We start from the raw sequence: 20,672 nt of genomic DNA, 5'->3' as shown, positions 1-20,672 counted from the left end.
TTCCGAAGCCTGAGCTCTCGCTTAAAAGTCACGGTCCCCACGCAGAAGGGGCAAATCCCCGCCCGCATGGCGCCAGCGAAGTTGCGCGCCGGAATATCGATCGGACATGGCCGACGCGGCGACGCCGCGGGTGTGACGTGAAAATCCTTGCGGCGTCGATGTCTCACCGCTCGGTGAACGCCCTGGACATGCTGTCGGTGATCGGCTTGACGATGTAGCTGAAGAAGGTGCGCTTCTCCGTCTGGATCATCACCTCCGCCGGCATTCCGGGCGTCGGGTGGAAGCCCTTGACCTTTGCGAGCTCCTCCGCGGGAATGTTCACGCGCGCCAGGTAGACGTCGTGGGCCGGCATGCCCGGCTTGCTGTCCTCCAGCGCGTCTGCGGAAATATAGAACAGGTTGCCATGGAGAACCGGCGTGGTGCGCTGGTTGAGCGCCACCAGGCGGACCGTTGCCGTCTGCCCGACGGACACGCTGTCGATATTGTTGCGCGGTATCTGCGCCTCGATGATCAGCGGCACCCCGGCCGGCAGTATTTCCATGATGCCCTTGCCGCTTTCGATGACGCCGCCTGCCGTATGGTAGTGGGTCCGCACGACGGTCCCCGTCACCGGCGCGTTGATCGTGACGCGGCGCAGGACGTTCTCGGCCTGGCGGGACTGTTCCCTTACTGTGTCCAGTTCGCCCTGGATCGCCTGCAGCCTGTCGAGCGCGTCTTCCCGGTAGGACTGTTCGGTGCTGCTGATTTCCTGCCGCCCCTTGACGATCTGCGCCTGCGTCTCGGCCACTTCTGATTCCAGCCTGCCGATCTGTCCCTCCGCGTCGGCCATCGCGCGTTGAATGGCCTTCAGTTCGGTCTCGCGGATCAACGCCTTGGCGAGAAGCTTCTTCTTGCTCTCCTGCTCCTCCCCGAGCAGTTCCAGTTGCCGCATGATGGATATGCGTTGGCGGGCGTATCCTTCGCTACGGAACTCCAGGGCCTTGATGTTCTGGCGCAGCAAGGACAGTTCGTTCGACTGCTTCAGGCCCAGAGCCTTAAAGTTCAGCTGCTGGTTCATCAGGATCGATGACACATCCGGGTCGTTTCGGTGGTTCTCCGCAATGCCGGTAATGTCTATCTGCTCGTCGCCCTCGAACAGGGAGGTCAGGCGCGCGGCGGTCGCCTCCAGCCTGACGCGGCGCAGGAACAGTTCGCGCTCCTTGGCCAGCGCGGCGGTCTCGTCCAGCCTCACCAGCGGCTGGCCCTCCACCACCTCGTCGCCCTCGTTGACGAGCAGCTCCTTTATGATACCGCCCTCGTAGTGCTGGACGACCTTGTTGCGGCCGGTCGCCACGAAGCTGCCCTGGGCGATGACGGCTGCGGCGAGCGGAGCGGTGAAGGCCCAGGCCCCGAAGCCTCCGAACGTGGCGCCCAGCAATATCAACCCGGCGGTCATCTGCTTTCGGATCGACCGGGGCACCTCCGAATACCACTCGATGTCTTGGATTTTCGCTATGTCGGACATCACCGCCGCTCCTACTGCAACTGATGGCCAAACGAGCCGTTGTCGATCTGGATGCCCCGCGTCTCCAGTGCCTTCAGGACGTCCTGGCGCAGGCCGAACAGCGCCACGGTGCCGTTGACCAAAAGCAGCACCTTGTCGACATTGCTGAGCAGCGCCGGGCGCTGCGTGATCGTGATCATGGTGATCTTGTGCTCCTTGGCGTGCTGCAGGGCGCGCATCAGGGCGGCGTCGCCGGCACTGTCGAGGTTGGAGTTCGGCTCGTCCAGCACGACCATGCGGGGATCGCCGAAGAAGGCGCGGGCGAGCGCGATGCGCTGCTTCTGCCCGCCGGAAAGCGGTGATCCGTCGGCGGCCACGGTGGTCTCGTATCCGTGCGGCAACGTGGCGATCATCTCGTGGACGTCGGCAAGCATCGCCGCCTTGTAGACCTGCTCGTCGGTTGCGTCCTGGCGCATGCGGGCGATGTTCGCCTTGATCGTCCCGGGGAAGAGTTGCACGTCCTGCGGGAGATAGCCGATGTTCTGGCCGAACTGCCGCTGATCCCAGTTCCGGATGTCCATGAGGTCGAGGCGGACGTTGCCCGATGTCGGCAGGATCGAGCCGACCAGCATCTTGCCGAGCGTCGTCTTCCCGGCCCCCGAGTTGCCGATGACGGCAAGGGAATCGCCCGGTTGCAAGGCAAAGGAGATGCCGTTCAGCACGACGCGCTTGGTCCCCCCCGGCACGTAGAGCAGCCGCTCCACATCCAGCCGGCCTTCCGGCCGCGGCAGGTTCAGGCGTTCGAAATTGAGCGGCGACGCCTTCAGCAGGCTGGTTATCCGGCTATAGGCGGCACGCGACTGGCTGTACTGGCTCCACCCTTCGATGGCGCCTTCGATCGGCGCCAGCGCGCGTCCGGCGATGATCGACGATGCAATCACCATGCCGCCGGTCATTTCGCCGTTGATCGCCAGATGGGCGCCCCATCCCAGCATGGCCACCTGCGCCAGCAGGCGGATGCCCTTCGAGAGCGCGCTGATGGCGATGTTGCGATCCTGCGCGATGACCTGCGCCTTCAGGGAGGTCGCCGTGTCCCTGCCCCAGATCTGCACCGCCTCGGGTATCATGGCGAGCGCGTTGATCACCTGCGAATTGCGCGACATCGATTCCAGATGAAGATTGGCCTTCACCTGCGAGGTGTTCGCTTCCGCGAAGGGAGCGGCCGTCAGGCGCTGGTTGACGAGCGTGAGGATGAGAAGAAGCAGCGCCGTGGCGATCACGATCGATCCGAGATGAGGATGGACGAGGAAGACGGCGAGGACGAAAAGCGGCGCAAGCGGCGCGTCCAGGAACGACAGCAGGGTTCTGGATACGAGGAAGGAGCGCACCTGCTGGAGGTCGCCGAGTGTCTGGTATTCCCGGCCGTTTCCGTTGAGCGATGCGGTCGCCGCCGCGCTGAGAATGGGTGCGCCCAGCTGGACCGCGACCTCCACGGCCGTGCGCATCAGGATGAAGCGCCGGATCGCGTCGAAGACCGCCTGCAGAACGATCGCGCCGACGATGACGACGGTCAGCATGATCAGCGTGTCGAGCGAGCGACTGGTCAGGACGCGGTCGGAGATCTGGAACAGATAGATGGGCACCGCCAGCACCAGCACATTGGTGGCGAGGGTGAACACCATGACTGCAGCCAGGTTGAGCCTGACGGCATCGATCCCCGCCTTGAGGCTCGCGGAGAAGTCGACGGGTCCGAGCCGCTTGTGGAAGGTGCCGCCGCCCGAGCCGGACCCCTTCCCTCCACCCCCGGAGAAGGCTTTGTCGTTGGCCCCCCCTCCGGCCTTTATCGGGCCGGTGTCGCCCTCGATCGTCACGAGACCCTCTGGGCCCTTGGCAATGGTCGGTTCGCGCTTGGCCGTCTCCGGCTTGGCTTCGCCGAAGAGCGCGCGCGTCCGCTCCCTGATCGGTGCGGCCTGCGGCTTTTCCTGCTCCTGCACGACCGGCTCTGCCGCAATCCGCGTGACCGGCTGGGGAACGACGGTCAGGATTTCCGGTTCCACGACGGTTGGCGGCGGGTCGATGTCAACAGGCTGGGCGGCGGGACGGGGGGCAACGGGGGACTCTACCGCCTTGATCGGGCGCACGTCCTTCTCCGGCTGCGGCACGCCCCGCGGGCCCATTCCCGGCGTCCGCTCGGGGCTCTCCGGCCTGGCAGCGGATTGCGAATCCTGCCGCCGCACGTCTTGAGACGGCGCGGGCAGGGCGGCTGCGACACGGGGCGGACCTGCCGCCTGTTCGCTCTCCGCCGAGACGATTCTGGGACCCGGTCTGTTGGGCGGACCGAATTTTGCACGATGCGCAGACGTCATGGCGACGGCCGAATCCGGCCCCTCGACCGCAGCCGCCTGGCACTGCTGCACGGCATTCTGAAACCGAGCATAGGCCTGGTCGTACGTCGCCGGCTGAACGCCTTCCGAGGGCACACGATGCTCGTCATTGCCATCGGCAACCCGTTTGCGGTTGTCAGACATCCCCTCGTCCCCTCAATGACCGAGTACGTGTTGCAGCCCGTCGTCCGTTGGTCCGTCGTTGGCGGACGGAATGTAGACGCCATGCCCCGGCTGCTGGTCGGCCCCGGCCATCGGGTCGTCGAGGAATGCGATTGCTTCGCTGACCAGCATGTTCGGATCCTGAGCGCCGAGGCGATCGGGTTCGCATGAGATCAACTCGGCCTGGATGAGTGTCTCCTGGGAATATTTCTCTCCGCCGACATAGGTCTTGCCGAAGGAATCCAGGTTGACGATCGCGGCGTTGTTGATCAGGGCGTTGCCGCCGGTCGAGATGGACCAGTCGGTGTCGAGATGAGGTTTGAGCTGGTCCATCGCCAGTGCGACCTGGTCGCAATCCCCGAGCACGCTGGTCTGCTTGATGTACTGCAGGTTGATGATGTCTCCCTCGATGTAGAGCACGTTCAGGCCCTTCAGCCCGGCAAAGGCCTCGTCGCTCAGGACGTCCTTGGAAATCGTGTTCTTGCCGTCTGCAAGGTCTTCCGCGGTCTCCCGGTAGGCATCGGGCAGGGCCGCGAAGCGGTCCGCGCCGCCGATGTTGTTGATCACCGCCTCGTTCCACAGCAGGTTGTCCGATGTGGAGGCCGAGCCGGTCCCCTTCGTCTCGAAACCCTGTACGCCGCCGAGCAGGTCGTTGTCGAAAAGGACGTTGATTTGCTGGATGATGCTGGCGTCATAGATCGAGCCGCCGACGACGATGAGGTCGTAGGAGAAGCCGAGGTCGAAGATGGAGGTCTGGTTGACGCCCGTGTTGTCGCCGCTGATCACGCTCGTCGTGACGCCGGTCGACGACAGGATTCCGACGTCGTTGTCGGTCTTGAAGATAAACTGTTCGAGCCAGTTGACCATCAACAGGTCGCCCTCGATCTTCGTCACGGCCCAGAAATCGGGAAATTCACCTTCCGTTGCATCTGCCTTGTCGTCGTCCGCAGAAAGGTCCGTTCGGTTAAAAGAGGCGATGTTGAGCACCTCGTTGACGGCGGCGTCGCTCGTCCAGTCGCAGACGCCGGTTCCGATCTTGTCTGCATCCCAGATCGCATTCGTCTGGATGATCGCATTGAGTTCGATGTGGTTGCCGACGACCGCGGTCACGGTGCCGGCGGTCCAGAGGTTCTTCAGGATGGCCTCGTTGACCAGCGTGTTGTCGCCGGCGGTCAGCGTCACGGAAGCCTCGACCAGGATCGATCCATCCTCGCCGAAGGTTGCATTGCCAGTCGAAACGACTTCTCCGGTCCCGTCCGGCTCGTCCTCTTTCTCGAATTCGTGATAGTCCGTGAGCTTCGGCACTTCGTCCACCAGTTCGCCGTTGACGAAGATGCCGCTGATGCCCTGCCCCTGTTGCACGAAGACCTGGAATTCGCTGCCGTTGCCGGGGGCGAACCCGTCCAGCCGGGCGGCGATATCATTTACGGTCTCGATCATCTCAACGCTCGATCCCGGACGCTCCAGCCCGCCGATCGGCGACAGGGAATAGGCCGCTTCGGCCGCATCGAGCAATTCGTCGGCGCTCACTTCCCCGGGTGTGAAGGAAAGGCCATGCCCGCCGACACTGAAGACATCGTTGTCGGAAAGGCCGATCGCCTGGTTGATGTAGGCGACGACGGAGCCCGGCGGTTCGAGTTCCGGCGGGCCGGCTGTAGCGGCGCCCGATGCAACTGCGTCCTGTATTCTGACCATCGGTGTCACGGAGAACTCCGGAAAGTCGGGCACGAGCGGTGGCGGGGGCGGAAGCATGTTGGGGAAGCGGTGCGGGTCGCCGTCCATCGGACCCGGAGGGGGAGAGCGGTACGGGACGCCGGGATCGAAGCCGATGAACTCGTAGGGCGCTGCAAACGGCAAATTGCCGGGCGCCGGCGCATCGGGATCCGGCTCGACCGGCTTGAGCGCGTCGAACTCCTCATAGGTGTGCCTGACAAGGGCTTGTTCGGCACTCATCTGAAGCATGCCGATGAAGTGGGCGATCTCCTCGTTGATCTTGTCCATGGTGATCATGACGCGATACTCCCCCCAGACGCTGGCAACTTGCTGGATGCTGTGAGATCGGTCCGGTTGAGCGGCTAGGGAGCGCTCCAACCGTGCGACCAGGAAAGTGCTCTACCCGAAGTGAACTGCGCAGCGACGGCTGCGCAGTTCGAACGCGGGTGGTCTCGCTCGATGGAGCGAAACCACCACCTCGTGACGTCATGCGTCGTCGTCTTCGCCGATGACGGTGTTGCTGAGGTTGCCGCCGACCACGGTCATGTCGACCGCGTTCTGCTGCAGGTTTGCACCCATGACGATTTCCTGGTTGAAGGCGCTGATGCTGATCGCTGCATCGGCCGAGGCCGAACTCGTTCCGGTGACGTAGCCGTCATCGCCGTTGCCGGAGCCCCAGGTGCCGCCGGCGCCACCGGCGCCGCCATCGCCATTGGTTGCCGTTCCGCCAGCGCCACCGGCTCCGCCGGCACCGCCATAGGCCCAGCCGCCGTAGCCGTCGCCGCCGGTGCCCGTAGCCCATGCACCGCTGAGTGCGTGGCCACCCGTGCCGTCTCCGGCCCATGCACCGCCGCCGGTGCCTGCTCCGCCGGTTGCGTCGCCGCTCGCGGCAGCTCCGCCGACACCGTATCCGCCGGCTGCGCCGTCACCACCGGTACCCGCACCGTTACCGGCGCCGTAACCAATGCCGACGCCCGCGCCGAGCGCGCCGCCGCCATCGCCGCCGTCGCCCGCATCGGTCGCGGACCCGCCGCCACCGCCTGCGCCGCCTGCTCCGGCACCGCCGCCTGCACCACCGGCACCGCCGCCACCGCCATTGCTGGCGTTGTCGACGTCGCCGCCGTTGCTATCTACGAAGACAGGGTCGATCAGGCCGAGGGCAACGCCGACTGCGGTACCGCCGTCACCTGCCGTCGAGGATGCGCCTTCGCCGCCGTCACCGGCATCGCCGCCGTCGGCATCGCCGCCGTCGCCGCCTTTGTCGCCATCGCCGGCCTTGTTGTTGCCGCCTTCTTCACCGTCGCCGGCAAATGCCAGCCCGGCGCCGAGGCCGAGGCCGAGACCGAGGCCGAGGCCGAGGCCTGCGCCACCGTCACCGCCTTTGCCGCCGTCGCCTTTGCCGCCGTCAGCGTAGCCGCTTGTGGCGTCGCCGCCGTCGCCCTTGCCGCCGTCAGCGTTGCCGCCTTCGCCCTTGCCGCCGTCAGCGTCGCCGCTTGTGGCATCGGCCTTGCCTTTGCCGCCCGCAGCGAAGCCACCCAGGGCACCGCCGCCGTAACCGCCGTCGCCGCCGTCCGCATAGGCTTCGTCGCCGCCGTCGCCGCCGGTGCCGCCGGCAGAGATGCCTTCCTCGGCTTCGGCCTTGCCGCCTTCAGCGGTCAGGTTGAAGTTTACCGGGCCGTTGTTCGTGACCTGGGCGTTGTCGAGTTTGTCGTTGTCCTGGAGATTGGCGACCTGGTTGAAGACGTTCGCAACGTCATTGCCGGCACCGGTCAGGGCGCCGTTCAGCATATCGTCGAACTTGATGTTGAACATCCCGTCGATCGAGTTGTGGCCCTTCATGTCGATGTCGGCGAAATCGTTGTCGTCAGGCCGATGGCTCTTTCCCGATGCCGCTGCGACATCCACGTTGACGTCCACGTCGACGGTCGTCTTGCTTTCGTTGATGTTCTTGTTGAGGTTGGCGTTGCCGTTTAGGTTCAGGTTGCCGTTGCCATTGAGGTTCAGGTTGCCGTTACCGTTACCGTTGCCATTCCCGTTGTCGTTGCTGTTCTCGTTGGTCGAGTCGCTCGTCTGGGTCTGGTCCTGGGTGGTGGCCTGTTCCTGCTGCTGCTGTTGTTGTTCCTGCTGCTGCTGTTGCTGCTGTTGTTCCTGTTCCTGCGAAGGATCGACGTAGTCCCAGTTGTTGTTGTTCCGGCTCTTGCTAGACATAGCTATACCCTCTGTTGCTGGGCCGCTACGGCTTGACCGCCATTCATCTTCATAGGGTCTTGACCGAGCGGGGGTTGAACATGAGTGCTGTCAACTGGCCTGTGCCCGGACGCCGGGTTTCGGCGTTCACCGGTTGCTTCAATCCTGTTGTTGGATTGTATGCCTCCCTTCTGAACTCAGGGTGCGGTGGACGAAGGCCACTTAAGGGGCCTTGGCCGTTTCCGCTTGCAGACCCGCCGAACGCGTTGCGTTTCGTCGACCTGACCCAAGCCAGGTTGTGATTGTTGCGCCAACTTGCGCACTTAATAAGTTGGCCGTTCGAGCTAGGAGGCCGGTGTTTGTGCGACTATGTGTATTAAGCCGGCAAAGGGTTACCACCTTTGGTGCACGTCAGCGCACATAAGCGTACTCAGTTCGCGTAGTATCAATGTATAGTTGTTCGCGAGTTTAGTATTACTTATTTCTCAACCTGTAGATATTGTTGTTTCATGTGGCAACCTATACGACGTTGTCGTGACGAGTGATGCATATGAATTCTTTACTTGTTTAGCATTCGGCAGGAGTATGTTTCTGCGGAATTGACGGAAATCCGGCAGCGTCGATTCAAGGACTTCGAGGGCCGATCGGAAAAATGCGCGGGGTTTGGAGACATCGCATGCCGAAGTTGCAGGACATACTGCTGCTGGTGGGGCAGCTCAACTACACCTGGACCAACACCGAAAGCCTGCTGATCCACATGATTGCCGGCCTTGCCAAGGTGGACAAGGAAACGGCCATCGTCATATTTCTCACCTTGAATACGACGCGCGCGCGGGTCGATCTCGTCGAGCGGCTGACGAAGATGCAGAAGACGCCGGCCGAGTGCCGCAACGACGTGCTCGAGGCGACGAGGCGGCTCAGCGAGCAGGCGAAGCTGCGCAACAAGTACAATCATTGCATCTACTCCTTCGATCCTGACAGCGGCCAGGGTCTGACGCAGCTCATGCGCATTTTCGATAGCAAGGACGAGGTCAAATACGGGAAGGTGGAAGCGCTCGACGACCAGGAAGTCGTGCGGATAAGGGAGTGCATCGCCTCGCTGGTCGCCATCAATCGCACGCTGTGGGATATCACCGACAAGTACGGTTTTCCCAGGTAGCAGCTCGACTGCGTCCTGGTGGCGAGGCCGAAGACGGCTGGTCCGGCACGACTCTCACCGGAAGGCCGATCGAAGGCCGGCCCAGGCAAGAGACGACGACGGGGTTCGCTGCAGCTTGCTCGAAGCCGGCTACAAGACAGTTGCGGCGGCCTGACGGCCGCCGCAACCTGATGACGTCGATGCTTTCCTCGGGTCGCGCCGGTGGCGCGAGCCGGGGGCATCCTTAGAGGATGAAATCGCTTGCGGCGAGCTTGACGAGCCCCTGCAGCTGGAGTTCGAAGTCATGGACGCCATCGCCGTTCGTGTCGGCCTGGATGACGGTCACGTCCCTCGCGGTTCCGGACTTGTCTTCGAGGTGCCAGGCCAGCGCGCCCTTGGCGCGATCGAACACGGCATTGTCTGCGGCGATGAAGTGGAACGTGCCGTTGCCGGATGCCGAACCGTTTGCGTCGATGACAGACAGGTCGATCTTGTCCTGACCCTTCTGGAAGTCGGTGATCACGTCGCGGTTCGAGCCGGAGCCCGTTTCCGAGGCGGCCTTGAAGGTGAAGACGTCCGCACCTGCGCCACCCTTCATGGTGTCCTTGCCGGCTCCCCCATTGAGCGTGTCGTTACCGGCACCGCCGTCGAGGGTGTCGTTACCAGCCTTGCCATTGATGGTATCCTTGCCGGAACTGCCGACGAGGTTGTCGTTTCCGCTCGTGCCGTCGATCACCTTGTCACCCGGGGTCGGTGTGGGCGTCGGCGTCGGGGTGGGCTCGGGGGTCGGCGTAGGCTCGGGCGTCGGCTCCGGGGTGGGGGTTGGCGTCGGTTCCGGCGTCGGGGAGACGGTCCCGTCACCCGGTTCGGGTGCACCGTTGCGCGGATATTCGACATTGCCGGAGAGAACCGGGCTGGAGTTGTCGATGCTGTAGTAGCCGTAGCCGCCCTTCTCGATGTGGTTGTTGCTGATCGTCACGCCGGTGATCGGCCCACCATTGGCGCGGCCGTCGACATAGACCGGATAGCCACTGTCGCCGAGCAGCAGGTTGCCGGTCACCTTGACGTTGGCGATCGGGCCGAAGTCGTTCTTGATGAAGACGTCGGAGGTATCACGGCCGATGACAGTGTTGCCTTCGATCAGCACGCCGTTCTGACCGCCCTGCACCGAGATGCCGTCATAGTGCGGGTCGGAGCCGGCCGCCTCGAGGTCGTGGATGTAGTTGCCCTTCACCGTGCTGGCGCCGCCCTGCAGGACGATGCCGTTCTCCGACTTGGAGATGTCGTTGCCGCTGAAGTTGCCGCTGCCGAGGATGGCGGCATTGGCGATGCCGGAATAGCCCGGACCGGTGATGTCGTTGTTCTGGATGGTGACGTTCTTGGCGCCTTCGGCGTCGATGCCCCAGGTGCCGCTGTACTTGATGACGCTGTTCTTGATCACGACGTTGTCGGCGGTGATGCGCAGCGAGCCGTTGATGATCGCGTTCTCGATCACCGTGCCGGCCTTGGTGATGGTCATCGGGCCGGTATAGGTCTTGAGCGCGGTTCCGGCCGGAACGCCGCTCGTCGAGGCATCCGGGAAGCCGGACGAGGCTGCGGCGGCAGCGGCCGGAGCGGCAGCTGCGGCTTCGACACTGCGGACAGCCGTGGTGTCGGCAGGAGCCGAAGTCGACTGTGTTTCAGCGACGGCGTCGGTGACGCCGGCGGTCTTGACGGAGGACAGCTCGGTCGATGACTGGAGGTCTGCCTTTGTGGCGGTCGTGCCCGACTTGTCAGCGAACGAGAAGTCACCCCAGCCACCCTTGTGGTCGGCTGCCTTCTTGCCGAAATCGTCGATCATCTTGCTGACGCGCTCGTTGTAGGCATCGGCACCCAGATCATCGGTGCTGCTCGACAGAAGATCGAGCAACTTATCAAGCGACAGAGCTACAGCCTGGCCATTTTCGTTGATGGGATTGCCGATGAGGTCGACGTGAGTTGTCTCAGCCCGGACTCCGGCCTTGGTTACATCGCGAATTGTGCTTGTCACTGCTACTTTGCCTTTCTCCCCACCCTGAACCCTTTGGAGATGAGTGGTTACTACTTATGTGCGATACCGGTTAATATTTTTGGTTAATCCGGCGTTACGGGGAGAACTAATAGTGCAGCTTTCCGGGGGCCGCAACGCCTCGGAACCAGTAAGACTGCCGACTATAGTGGCCATATTGCTGCCACATTATCTGGACCGGCTGCGACTTATTCTTGAAATAGTTGCCAAAATCGGAGCTGCCAAAATTAAGGCAGCCACTTGCCAAGCGTAGTCCGCAAAAGTTGAACTTGGCGGCCCAACACGCGCGGACGAACACTGAAAACATTAGGCAATTCTTATTGACGATTGCGAGAGGCGCGAAAAATTACGCCCAAAAGGAGAAAATCGAAATTTTTTCTGAATATCGCAATTTTGCAATCTATGAGGGGGCGTTTCGGCGCCCTCAATCCCTGATTCATGCCGGCTCCGGCTCAGGAACCAGCGACGGGAGGCGAATCAGGACGGCGATTGTCAAGCTCCACAAGCTGGTTTCCGGACGGCGCTCTGCCGACCGGAATCGGCCTGTTCCGGCACAAACCGGTTGATCAGAGGAGGACGTTCCGCCCGCTGACCCGGTAGCGGCAAAGATGGCGCCGCACCCTTGGAGATGCCCCTCGCGGGAAAGCCGTCCGCCCCGCTGCGCGCGCGCTGCGGGGGTCAGTAGCCCGGGCCGTACCGGCACCTGTTCAGCACCACGCCGGCGACGTTCGATCGTTCGGCCAGGTCGCGTTCGCAGGCATCGACTTCCTCGATGGTGCTCTTCTCTGCCCCGACCACGAGGATGGCGCAATCGACGTTCGGCAGGAATGCGGTCACGTCGTCGCGCGAGAGCATCGGCGGCAGGTCGTACAGGATCACGTGCGGGTTCAGCCGCTTTCGCATGTCCCTGAGCGCCTTGGCGGCATCCATGCTCTGCAGTAGCTCGGCCGAGTATTTGACCGGGCGGCTGTTCATGCCGATCGCAAGATTTTCCCCGTAGCGCTGCATCACGCTGCGCAGTTCGCAGCGGCCGCCGAGGAGGTCTTCCATGGAAGCGTTGTTCCTTGCCCCCAGCATCTGGCCGATCTGCGGCTGCTTCAGGTCCAGGTCCATCAGCACCGTGTTGCAGTCCTTCTGATTGGCAAGGCAGAAGGCCAGGTTGAGCGCCACCAGCGACTTTCCGCAGGACGGCGTCGGCGAGGTGATCGCGACGGAGGTCCAGCCGTTCTGGCGCAATGTCTGCAGCAGCCGGGTGCGCAGCATGTCGAAGGCGACATGGGCCGGGTCCGATCGTGCGAACGTCACGATACGGCTGCGCTCGGCGATCTGCGGGTTCACCGTCAGGACGGGAAGGCTCTCCCAGACCATCTCCTGCTCGAAGCGGGCGCAGGCCTGCACGGTCTGCTCGGCCAATCGGTCGGTGCTGCGAAACCGCATGGCTTCCTGAAGGGGGGCGGGTATCTGCTCCATGGCCTATTTCCCGATGACGAAGGTCTGGTCGCGATTGATGGCAAGGCTGGACCGCATTCTCATGCCACTCCCGAAAACAGCCGCAGCAACAGGTGGTCGAGCGGGACCGTGAAACAATGAAGCGTCATGAAGCAGGCGGAGACGAGCGCTGCGAGTCCGCGCTTGCGCTTGGCTGAAGAACCACTGCGTGCCGGTGCGATTTCCGGAATGGTCGCCAATGGCTGCGTCTGCAGCAGCCTGGCAAGTTCCACCGGCCGGCGAATGGTCCTGTTCAACATCTCCAGGGCGAGCGCCACGCCGAGGCCGAGCGCGAGACCTGCGACCGGCCCGAGCGCCATGATTTTCATGCGCTTCTTGTTGACCGGCTCGAGCGGCGGCACGGCCGCCTCCAGCACGGAGACACGACCGCCGTCGGAACGCATTTCGATCTGTTCGCCCGTCGAGGCTTCGGCGCGTCGGGCGATCGCCTCGTTATATTGCGTCTGGACGTTGGCCCGATTGCGCTCCAGCGCGGTCAGAACGGTTTCGCTGGCAGGCGTCGCCGTGATCGACCGGGTCAGTTCGTCGATGCTCTGCGACATCGAGACCCGTTCGCGCGCGATCGCCTCGAGCCTCTGGTCGATGTCGGAGAGCTGGAGGTCGAGCCCGAACGTCATGTCGTCCCGCTGCCGCGGATCGGTCTTGCTGTCGGCAAGCGCCCTCGGCTCCCGTGCCAGCAGCTTCGCCTGCAGTGCCGCGATGCGGCCCCGCAGCGCCGCGATGTTCGGGCTCGTTTCGGAAAAGATCGCAAGCTGTTCGGCGAGCGCGCGATTGAGGTCGGCCAGCATCTGCTGTTCCGGTGTCAGGGGGGATGCATCGGAGATGCGCCCGGTATTGGTATAGGTTGCGATCAGGTTGATGCGCCGCGAGCGCAGGTCGGATTCCTCCCGCTCCAGCGACACCAGCCGTTCCTGCAGGTTGCTTTGCTGGGTACGGCGGAATTCGATGCTTTCCGGCAGAGTGTCCTTGTTCTCGGTCTTGAACTTGAGGATATCGGCCTCCAGCTTGCTCAGTTGCGTGCCCAAACGGGCGACCTCCTGGTTGAAGAACTGGAGCGTGCTGCCGGCGCGGTCTGTTCGCTGGCGCTGGTTGCGGGCCAGGATCATGTTCGCCAGTTCGTTCGCCATCCGCGCGGCAAGCACCGGATCGCCCGACGTGAAGGAGACGTCGAAGATGACCGCGCTCATGTTGCGACCCTGCGTATCGACAAGCATCTCCTCGATGGAGATCCGTGAGCGCATGTCTTCGACGATGTCTTCCGGCAACGGCGGTTCCTCGGCATTCGCATAGAGGTTCAATCGGTCGGCGAGCGCCAGCAGGTCGTCGCGGGTGGTAATCTGCTGCTGCAGGATCTGCACCTGCTCAGCCGGCCCGATCGTCACCGAGGACCGGGCGAGCTCGGATGGAATCTGCGGAGATTCGACGAGGATCTTCGAACTGGCCCGGAATTTTGTCGGCAGCATATAGGCAGCGCCTGCGATCAGCACCGCAAAGGAAACGGCGATCGCCAGCACAAGCGGCAACCGCCTGATCAGCAGTGAAAGGTAGAACCGCAAGTCCAAGCTGCTCATTACGAATCCACGTGCAACGCCAGAGGGGCCTCATTGCCTGGAAGCCATTCTCAGGCGGCTGCGCATCGCACGATAGATCGTCAATGGTGGGTGCAGCGGTGGCGCGAACGGCGCGCGGTAACCCATTTGGGTAGTCGCGCTCGACCTATGCCTTACCGCCGCCGGCCGTTGCGAACCCGGAAGCGGACCTCTCGCGCCTTGTGGCCGCGACGTCGCCATCCGGCAGGACCCTATGAAAGGAGAGATGCCGGGGCGGGATTTGCCTTCTGCCATGGAACGCCACCGGTGTGCCGGCCGTGTTTTCGTCCGCTGGCGCACTCCGGACACCATCCCGGGCAGGTCGATGATCTCCGTCGGCAACAGGGCACCTGCGAGCGCCGGCAAGGCCCCGCGACGCCTATCCTCCATGTGTCCGTCGCGCCGGCGCCGGCTTCCACCGTCGATGCCAGAACCCTCGCCCGATGTGGGTCTCACTTTAAGTACAGGCGCCCGGAAGGAGCCCAAAGGATCGCCGCGTCGGCGCGTTTCCTACCCCGAAACGCTCACCAAACACTACCGAACGACGTACAGGGTGATCATCCCGATAACCTAGATCGAATTGGCTAACGGGGATTTATTTGAGACGCCATTTCATATGGTTAATATAGTCTTACTCAAGCGCCTTCGAACCCAATTGAAGACACCCGGACCGGCACGAACTGCCGGCGCCGAGCCTTCTTGTGTGCCGCGATGGCACCGGACGCTTGTGGCTGTGTCCAGCGTACGCGGAGGCTATAATGTCGAAAGACCACCTGCCCTATTCGCTCGGGCTTGCGACCCAACCGGCGTCACAAGCCCAGGCATCGGGCTCGCGATCTGTCTATCTGTCATCGAAGAGACTGTTCGATATCCTTTTCACCCTCGCGATCGCGCCTCTCGTGCTGATCGTGGTCGGCATGCTGGCCCTGCTCGTCAGGTTGGATGGGCAGGCGGCGTTCTTCTGCCAGCCGCGCATCGGCAAGGATGGTCGGATATTCAAGCTCTGGAAGCTGCGCACGATGGTGCCGAAAGCGGACCAGCGGCTTCAGGGCTATCTTGCCGAAAACACCGCGGCCCGCATCGAGTGGGAACTGACGCAGAAGCTGAAGGACGACCCGCGCATTACCCGGGTGGGCCGCTATCTGCGCAAGTACTCGCTCGATGAGTTGCCGCAGCTATGGAACGTCTTCCGCGGCGACATGAGCCTGGTCGGGCCGCGGCCGATGCTGCCCGAACAGCGTTCGCAATATCCAGGCACTTCCTACTTCCACATGCGCCCGGGCCTGACAGGGCTGTGGCAGATCAGCGTGCGCAACGGCTGCAGCTTCGCAGAGCGGGCGATCCACGATACGCGCTACTTCGGCATGATGTCCTTCGCCACGGATCTCTGGATCTTGTCCAGGACGCCGATGGTGGTGATCCGGGGTACCGGTCTCTAAAGGGGGAAGGGCGGCCCCCGTGCGAGGGCGTCCTGCCACTGGTGAGCGGGTTCGGTACGGACACATGCATTCGAAAGGTCGTATTGGGCTCTGCTTGTCCGGCCCGGCCAAGTCTGAAGCGGCCCATCGGACTTCATCGGGCCGCGGTCCCTGCGGGGAACAGGCAAGGTGAAGAGAGAGGATCGGGAGCGGTTTGTGCGGACGGCCCTCTGACCTATGAAACGCAGCAGGCCCCTAATGCATGTCGCCCGAAAATGTGCGGCGGTTTCGGGAAAACGGCATGCATCAAGACAAGGACTTGAGGGGTGGCGGACCGAAGACAAGAGCGGACAAGCTGAAATGCATCCGGGCTCCGCGAGGGAGCCCGGAAACTGGTACAGCGGAGAAAGAATGGCAAAAGATCACGGCTCACAAGCCGCGGGCCGGTAAAAGCCTTCAGTGTTCCAGCCGGCTTGCAGTGTCGGCGGAGAAGTCGGTCGGGAAGAGATCGTTGATCTTGTAGGCGACTTCGGTCCTGTTGGTGGCCTTCACCTTCTTCATGATATTGCGAATGTGAACCTTCACCGTGCTCTCGCGCAGGTTCAGCTCATACGCAATGATCTTGTTGGCCTTGCCACGACGAAGGGCTTCGACCACTTCGGCCTGGCGGGCGGTAAACATGCCGGCCAGGGGACGGGCAACCGGACTGCCGGTTTCGAGGACCTGGCGCATTGCGAAGACGCTGCTCGCCGGAACGAAGATGCCTCCCGCAAGCGACAAGGCGATCGCCTCGATGCAGACATCGATGCTGACCGAAGACGGGATGTAACCCTTGGCTCCGCACTCCAGGGCTCTCATGATCTGGGCAAGATCGTCCGTATCCGCCAATACGATGATCGGTGCCTCGAACTCGGCTGCGAGCTTCTTGATCTCTTCGGAGACAGAAGGCTCGGCAATCTTGCGACCGCCTACGTTGAGCAGGATGGCAGCAAGCGGCGGATAGTCCTGGCGCTTGCGCTTCCACTCCTCCATGGAGCCGAAAGCGACGACATCCATGTCAATCTTGTGCGCGGAAATACACTGGGCAAGGCATTGCCGGTCCAGTGCTCTATTGTCGATGATCAGGAGAGACCTCTCTCTCGCAACGTGAACCCCCTCGAACACCTTTGCATGAGACGAATTGGAAGGATCAAGTGCGATGGGATGAATGAGACTGCCTGCTATTTCCTTGCCGGTGGACATCATTGCTGAATTCATAGCTATTTTACTCCCTACAACGCACGTCCATCCTCCTCTGTGTCACAGAGGTGCAGTGGATGATACGTGCTAGCCCCAACTATACTTATAGGCCCCGAACTGCGCATTCACTCACGGTTATTAAACTTGAATATTATGTATGAGGTATAGCTTATTTACCCGATAATAACGATCTTGCATAGCGGGGTATTCGCTGCGGCAGTCGCATTCGCCTGCCTGGTGCCGGCAAGACAGCTACCGCATTGAGTTAGGGGGGTGCCTTCGGATGGGGTAGGACACTACGCCTTTTGAGGGGGAGAGGCGGGGGCCGGAGGTTCCCGGGCCGTGCTCCGTTACCGGTCAAGCGGGCGTTTGAGCCGGCTAAGCCTATAGTAACATAACCAGATTCCCATCACCCAAAGGATGAATGCAGGCCTCTGCCCGGCAATACTCACCGAAAATTACGTCGGTAACGTATATTGATCGAATAATACGTCGATGCTTGTCATAATTCTGTTAGCTGTCAACTCCGACGCCCGGAGAATGAGCCCGGAAGGCGTAGTTATTCACCGAAAAGTGCAGCCGAAAGGCGGATTCTCGCGCGACGGGCGTCACAGCGTGCCGTGCCCTCGCCGGCTTGTCGCGAGGCGTCCGAGCCGGCGGCAAGCGACGTCGGCGGACGGCACCGTCGAAATAAATCGCCGCGCGATGGAAGATATCCCGTCCCAGTTCCGTATATGCGGGTATGGATCGGAATGGACGACCCTTCGACGTCATCGAGCAGCTCGGCACGCTGCGGCGCTACGCGCGCTCGCTCGTCCGCAATTCGTCGGATGCCGAAGATCTTGTCCATGACGCTCTGGTGAGAGCCTATGAGCGGCGCTCGACCTTTCGGAGCGGCGCAAACCTTCGCAACTGGCTGCTTTCGATCGTCCACAATACCCATGTGGATCGGCTGCGCTCCACGCTGGCCAGTCGGCGCCGGCAGGATGCGGCAGCGATCGAGGCGGAACAGGCCTATCCGGCTACGCAGGAGCATGCCGTCCGGCTGCGCCAGGTTCGAGAGGCCTTCCTTGAGCTGCCAGAAGAACAGCGCGAGGCTCTGCATCTCGTTGCCGTGGAGGATCTGTCCTACCAGGAGGCAGCCGATGTGCTCGGCGTGCCTGTGGGAACGCTGATGTCGCGCGTTTCGCGGGCGCGGGCGCGGCTGCGCTCGTTCGAGGACGGTCCGGGACAACCCCATCATCTGAGGCTCGTGGGAGACGGCGATGACTGACACCGCTACCATTCTCGATACCGATCTCGACGCCTACGTGGACAACCAGCTCGATGCGGACGGCCGCCTCAGGGTCGAGACCTATCTGGCGCGCCATCCGGACGTCGCCGCCCGTGTCATGGCCGATCTCGGCATGCGGACCACCCTGCGGCTTGCCGTGGCGGCGGACGTCGTGACCGGCCGGCCGGAAACCCGCGAAGCCGCCCGCCATCTGTCCTCGGGTCTCGCGGGCCGGCGCATGTGGATGGCCATCCGGCGGGTGGCGGCCGTCGGCCTGCTCGTTTCCGCCGGCTGGTTCGCCCATTCTGCGATGGGTCCGCTCGGCGCGCGCGAGGTGAATGCGTCGGTTCCTCCGCCCGCCTTCGTCGAACAGGCGGTGCGCGCGCACCAGACAGCGCTCGTCAGGAAGAACATGCCGTCGCAAACGGAGGCGAAAATCTACGACCGCGACGACATCCGGGCGGCAACCGCGATCGTCATGCCCGAGCTGCCGGACGGGTGGACGGTCACCGACGTGCAGATCTTCCCGTCCGGCTACGGGCCGAGCGTCGAGATGAGCATCGGCACCGGCGACGGGACCCGGATCTCGTTGTTCGCCGTCCGGCCGGGCCATTTTGCCGTCGAGAACGTGACGGACATCAACCTCAAGGATGCGGAGGCTGCCTGGTGGCAGATCGGCGACGTCGCCTATGCCGTCGTGTCCAGCACCCCCGGTACCGGTCTCTCCGACGAGGCCGAACTTCTCAAGAATTCCCTCTACTGATCATCAAAGGAGACCCACATGTATCCGAACCAGGGCCGCTTCGGCGGCTATAGCCAGACTTCCGCCGCCGCCTTCGATGAGGGCCTCAGACAGCACATGCTGCGCGTCTACAACTACATGGGCCTAGGGCTCGTGGTCACGGGCCTTGTCGCCTTTATCGTCGGCACGACGCCGGCGCTCTATGTGCCGATCTTCTCGTCGCCGCTGAAATGGGTGGTGATGCTGGCGCCGCTGGCCTTCGTCTTCTTCTTCTCGTTCCGCATCCAGACCATGTCGGCGTCTACCGCTCAGATGACGTTCTGGGCCTTCTGCGCCGTGATGGGCCTGTCGCTCGCCTCGGTGTTCCTCGTCTTCACCGGCGCCAGCATCGCGCGGACGTTCTTCATCGCCGCGACCATGTTCGGCACCACCAGCCTCTATGGCTACGTGACCAAGCGTGACCTGTCCAAGTTCGGATCGTTCCTGATCATGGGCCTGATCGGTGTCGTCATAGCCTCGATCGTCAACATCTTCCTGGGATCGAGCGCCCTGCAGTTCGCCATTTCGGTGATCGGCATCGTCGTCTTCGTCGGCCTGACCGCTTGGGATACCCAGAACATCAAGGAGCAGTATGCCGAAAACTTCGACCAGGAGTCGCGGCAGAAGCTGGCCGTCTTCGGCGCGTTTTCCCTCTACCTGAACTTCGTCAACATCTTCCAACTGCTGCTGAACTTCACCGGCGAACGCGAAGGCTGACAGGATCGTTCGTATTCGGCGCGAGCTGAAAAGATGATGTCTTCGAGGGGCGGTCCAACCGGGCCGCCCCTTCGCGTTGATGCCGTTTGCCAGGGCCTGTCGGGCTTTTCCGGACGCCTTTCTCGCCTGCCTCCCGGCAAGTGCTTGACGTCGGAGCCGGTGCCGGTTTGAGGCAGCCTCCGGCAGCGCGGGATCATGGTCAGGGCGATGAGAGCATGTCTCCCGAAAGTGGGAACCGGTTTCGGGATAAAGACATGCGTTAAAACAAAGACCTAAAGCGCCAAAAGCGAATCCGAAGGATCGCGACGCGCTTTAGAAGTGGCCTGAATCCCGACCCTTAAAGGGCGCTGCGGACCCGTTCCCAGGCGTTCGCCAGATGGCGGCCCAGCACGTCCGACAGCCGCGCCTGGTCGCGGGCCTCCAGCGCCGAGATCATCTCTTCATGCTCGGCGACGGCGGCGGCCCATTTCTCCGGCCCCTCGTGGCCGATGAAGCGAATGCGCTTCAGCCGGGTCTGGAGCATCTGGTGTATGTCGGCAAGCGTGGCGTTCTGTGCCAGCCGGACGATCGCGGTGTGGATGTCCTGGTTCAGCTTGTAGTACTGCAGGCGATCGGCCGCCCGGTAGCACCGGATCATCTCGTCGTGCAGGGCGCGGACATGGGCGATCTCGGCTTCGCTTGCGAGCTGGCAGGCGAGCTTGCCGGCCAGTTCCTCGAGGTTGCGCAGGACCGTCAGCATGTCCTGCACGTCCTTGCCGCTGAACCGCTTCACGATCGCCCCGCGGCTGGGCACCAGCTCGACCAGGCCCTCGCTCGCCAGATACTTGATCGCTTCGCGAAGCGGCGTGCGCGATACGCCAAGCTGCTCGCCGAGTTGACCCTCATGCAGGCGCGTACCAGGCTCGAGGTTGCCCTCGATGATCATGTCGCGCAGGTGGTTGACGAGCGTGTCGTGCAGGGCGGTGCGGCGGATCGGTCCGGGACCGCCCGAGGTCGGTCGGTCCAAGGTGCTGATTTCGTCCATCTTTTGTC

At 62.8% G+C, this 20,672-nt stretch carries 14 protein-coding genes; 5 read left to right on the top strand and 9 right to left on the bottom strand.

All coding sequences use genetic code 11. From position 1 onward, the window contains the following. Positions 1-163 precede the first annotated feature (163 nt). From GGQ64_RS09125 to GGQ64_RS09110, 4 genes are all read right to left on the bottom strand, one after another. Complete coding sequence (locus GGQ64_RS09125) at positions 164-1,504, bottom strand: HlyD family type I secretion periplasmic adaptor subunit (RefSeq protein WP_183802431.1); 1,341 nt, start codon at positions 1,502-1,504, stop codon at positions 164-166. A gap of 11 nt (positions 1,505-1,515) precedes the next feature. Continuing rightward, positions 1,516-4,011: a type I secretion system permease/ATPase gene (locus GGQ64_RS09120; RefSeq protein ID WP_183802428.1), complete on the bottom strand. Its 2,496-nt coding sequence runs from the start codon at positions 4,009-4,011 to the stop codon at positions 1,516-1,518. Between the two features lie 12 nt (positions 4,012-4,023). Then, a complete protein-coding gene (locus GGQ64_RS09115) occupies positions 4,024-6,039 on the bottom strand; it encodes a hypothetical protein (protein WP_183802425.1) in 2,016 nt (671 codons plus the stop codon). Between the two features lie 189 nt (positions 6,040-6,228). Further along, positions 6,229-7,950, bottom strand: a complete 1,722-nt coding sequence (locus GGQ64_RS09110; protein ID WP_183802422.1) for a hypothetical protein — start codon at positions 7,948-7,950, stop codon at positions 6,229-6,231. Positions 7,951-8,605: 655 nt separating this feature from the next. Here GGQ64_RS09110 and GGQ64_RS09105 point away from each other — a divergent pair. Beyond that, complete coding sequence (locus GGQ64_RS09105; protein WP_183802419.1) at positions 8,606-9,088, top strand: hypothetical protein; 483 nt, start codon at positions 8,606-8,608, stop codon at positions 9,086-9,088. 223 nt (positions 9,089-9,311) lie between these two features. On the opposite strand, the gene GGQ64_RS27775 is transcribed toward GGQ64_RS09105, so the two are convergent. The 3 genes from GGQ64_RS27775 to GGQ64_RS09090 all read right to left on the bottom strand — a co-directional run bounded on the left by GGQ64_RS27775 (position 9,312) and on the right by GGQ64_RS09090 (position 14,194). Beyond that, on the bottom strand, positions 9,312-11,096 hold the full coding sequence (locus GGQ64_RS27775; protein WP_343059446.1) for a right-handed parallel beta-helix repeat-containing protein: 1,785 nt from the start codon (positions 11,094-11,096) through the stop codon (positions 9,312-9,314). A gap of 696 nt (positions 11,097-11,792) precedes the next feature. Further along, complete coding sequence (locus GGQ64_RS09095) at positions 11,793-12,584, bottom strand: CpsD/CapB family tyrosine-protein kinase (protein ID WP_183802414.1); 792 nt, start codon at positions 12,582-12,584, stop codon at positions 11,793-11,795. Positions 12,585-12,643: 59 nt separating this feature from the next. Continuing rightward, positions 12,644-14,194 (bottom strand): GumC family protein, encoded by a 1,551-nt coding sequence (locus GGQ64_RS09090; RefSeq protein WP_183802411.1) that lies wholly within the window; start codon positions 14,192-14,194, stop codon positions 12,644-12,646. Between the two features lie 776 nt (positions 14,195-14,970). On the opposite strand from GGQ64_RS09090, the gene GGQ64_RS09085 reads away from it, so the two are divergent. Further along, positions 14,971-15,651 (top strand): sugar transferase, encoded by a 681-nt coding sequence (locus GGQ64_RS09085; protein ID WP_183802408.1) that lies wholly within the window; start codon positions 14,971-14,973, stop codon positions 15,649-15,651. Between the two features lie 435 nt (positions 15,652-16,086). Here GGQ64_RS09085 and GGQ64_RS09080 read toward each other — a convergent pair whose 3' ends face one another. After that, positions 16,087-16,887 (bottom strand): LuxR C-terminal-related transcriptional regulator, encoded by an 801-nt coding sequence (locus tag GGQ64_RS09080; RefSeq protein WP_183802405.1) that lies wholly within the window; start codon positions 16,885-16,887, stop codon positions 16,087-16,089. 724 nt (positions 16,888-17,611) lie between these two features. Here GGQ64_RS09080 and GGQ64_RS09075 point away from each other — a divergent pair. The 3 genes from GGQ64_RS09075 to GGQ64_RS09065 are packed head-to-tail and all read left to right on the top strand — an operon-like array spanning position 17,612 to position 19,640. Further along, positions 17,612-18,142 carry a sigma-70 family RNA polymerase sigma factor gene (locus GGQ64_RS09075; protein WP_183802402.1) on the top strand — a complete coding sequence of 177 codons (531 nt, stop codon included), beginning with the start codon at positions 17,612-17,614 and terminating at the stop codon, positions 18,140-18,142. After that, a complete protein-coding gene (locus GGQ64_RS09070) occupies positions 18,135-18,905 on the top strand; it encodes an anti-sigma factor family protein (RefSeq protein WP_183802399.1) in 771 nt (256 codons plus the stop codon). The genes GGQ64_RS09075 and GGQ64_RS09070 overlap by 8 nt, the downstream gene beginning before the upstream one ends. 18 nt (positions 18,906-18,923) lie before the next feature. Next, positions 18,924-19,640 (top strand): Bax inhibitor-1/YccA family protein, encoded by a 717-nt coding sequence (locus tag GGQ64_RS09065; RefSeq protein ID WP_183802396.1) that lies wholly within the window; start codon positions 18,924-18,926, stop codon positions 19,638-19,640. A 337-nt stretch (positions 19,641-19,977) separates the two neighbouring features. On the opposite strand, the gene GGQ64_RS09060 is transcribed toward GGQ64_RS09065, so the two are convergent. After that, positions 19,978-20,664: a GntR family transcriptional regulator gene (locus GGQ64_RS09060; protein ID WP_183802393.1), complete on the bottom strand. Its 687-nt coding sequence runs from the start codon at positions 20,662-20,664 to the stop codon at positions 19,978-19,980. Between the last annotated feature and the right edge of the window lie 8 nt (positions 20,665-20,672).

This window comes from Mycoplana azooxidifex (assembly GCF_014196765.1).
GTDB lineage: Bacteria > Pseudomonadota > Alphaproteobacteria > Rhizobiales > Rhizobiaceae > Mycoplana > Mycoplana azooxidifex.
Note: the sequence above shows the minus strand (reverse complement) of the source record. Positions and strands in the feature narration are given on the sequence as shown.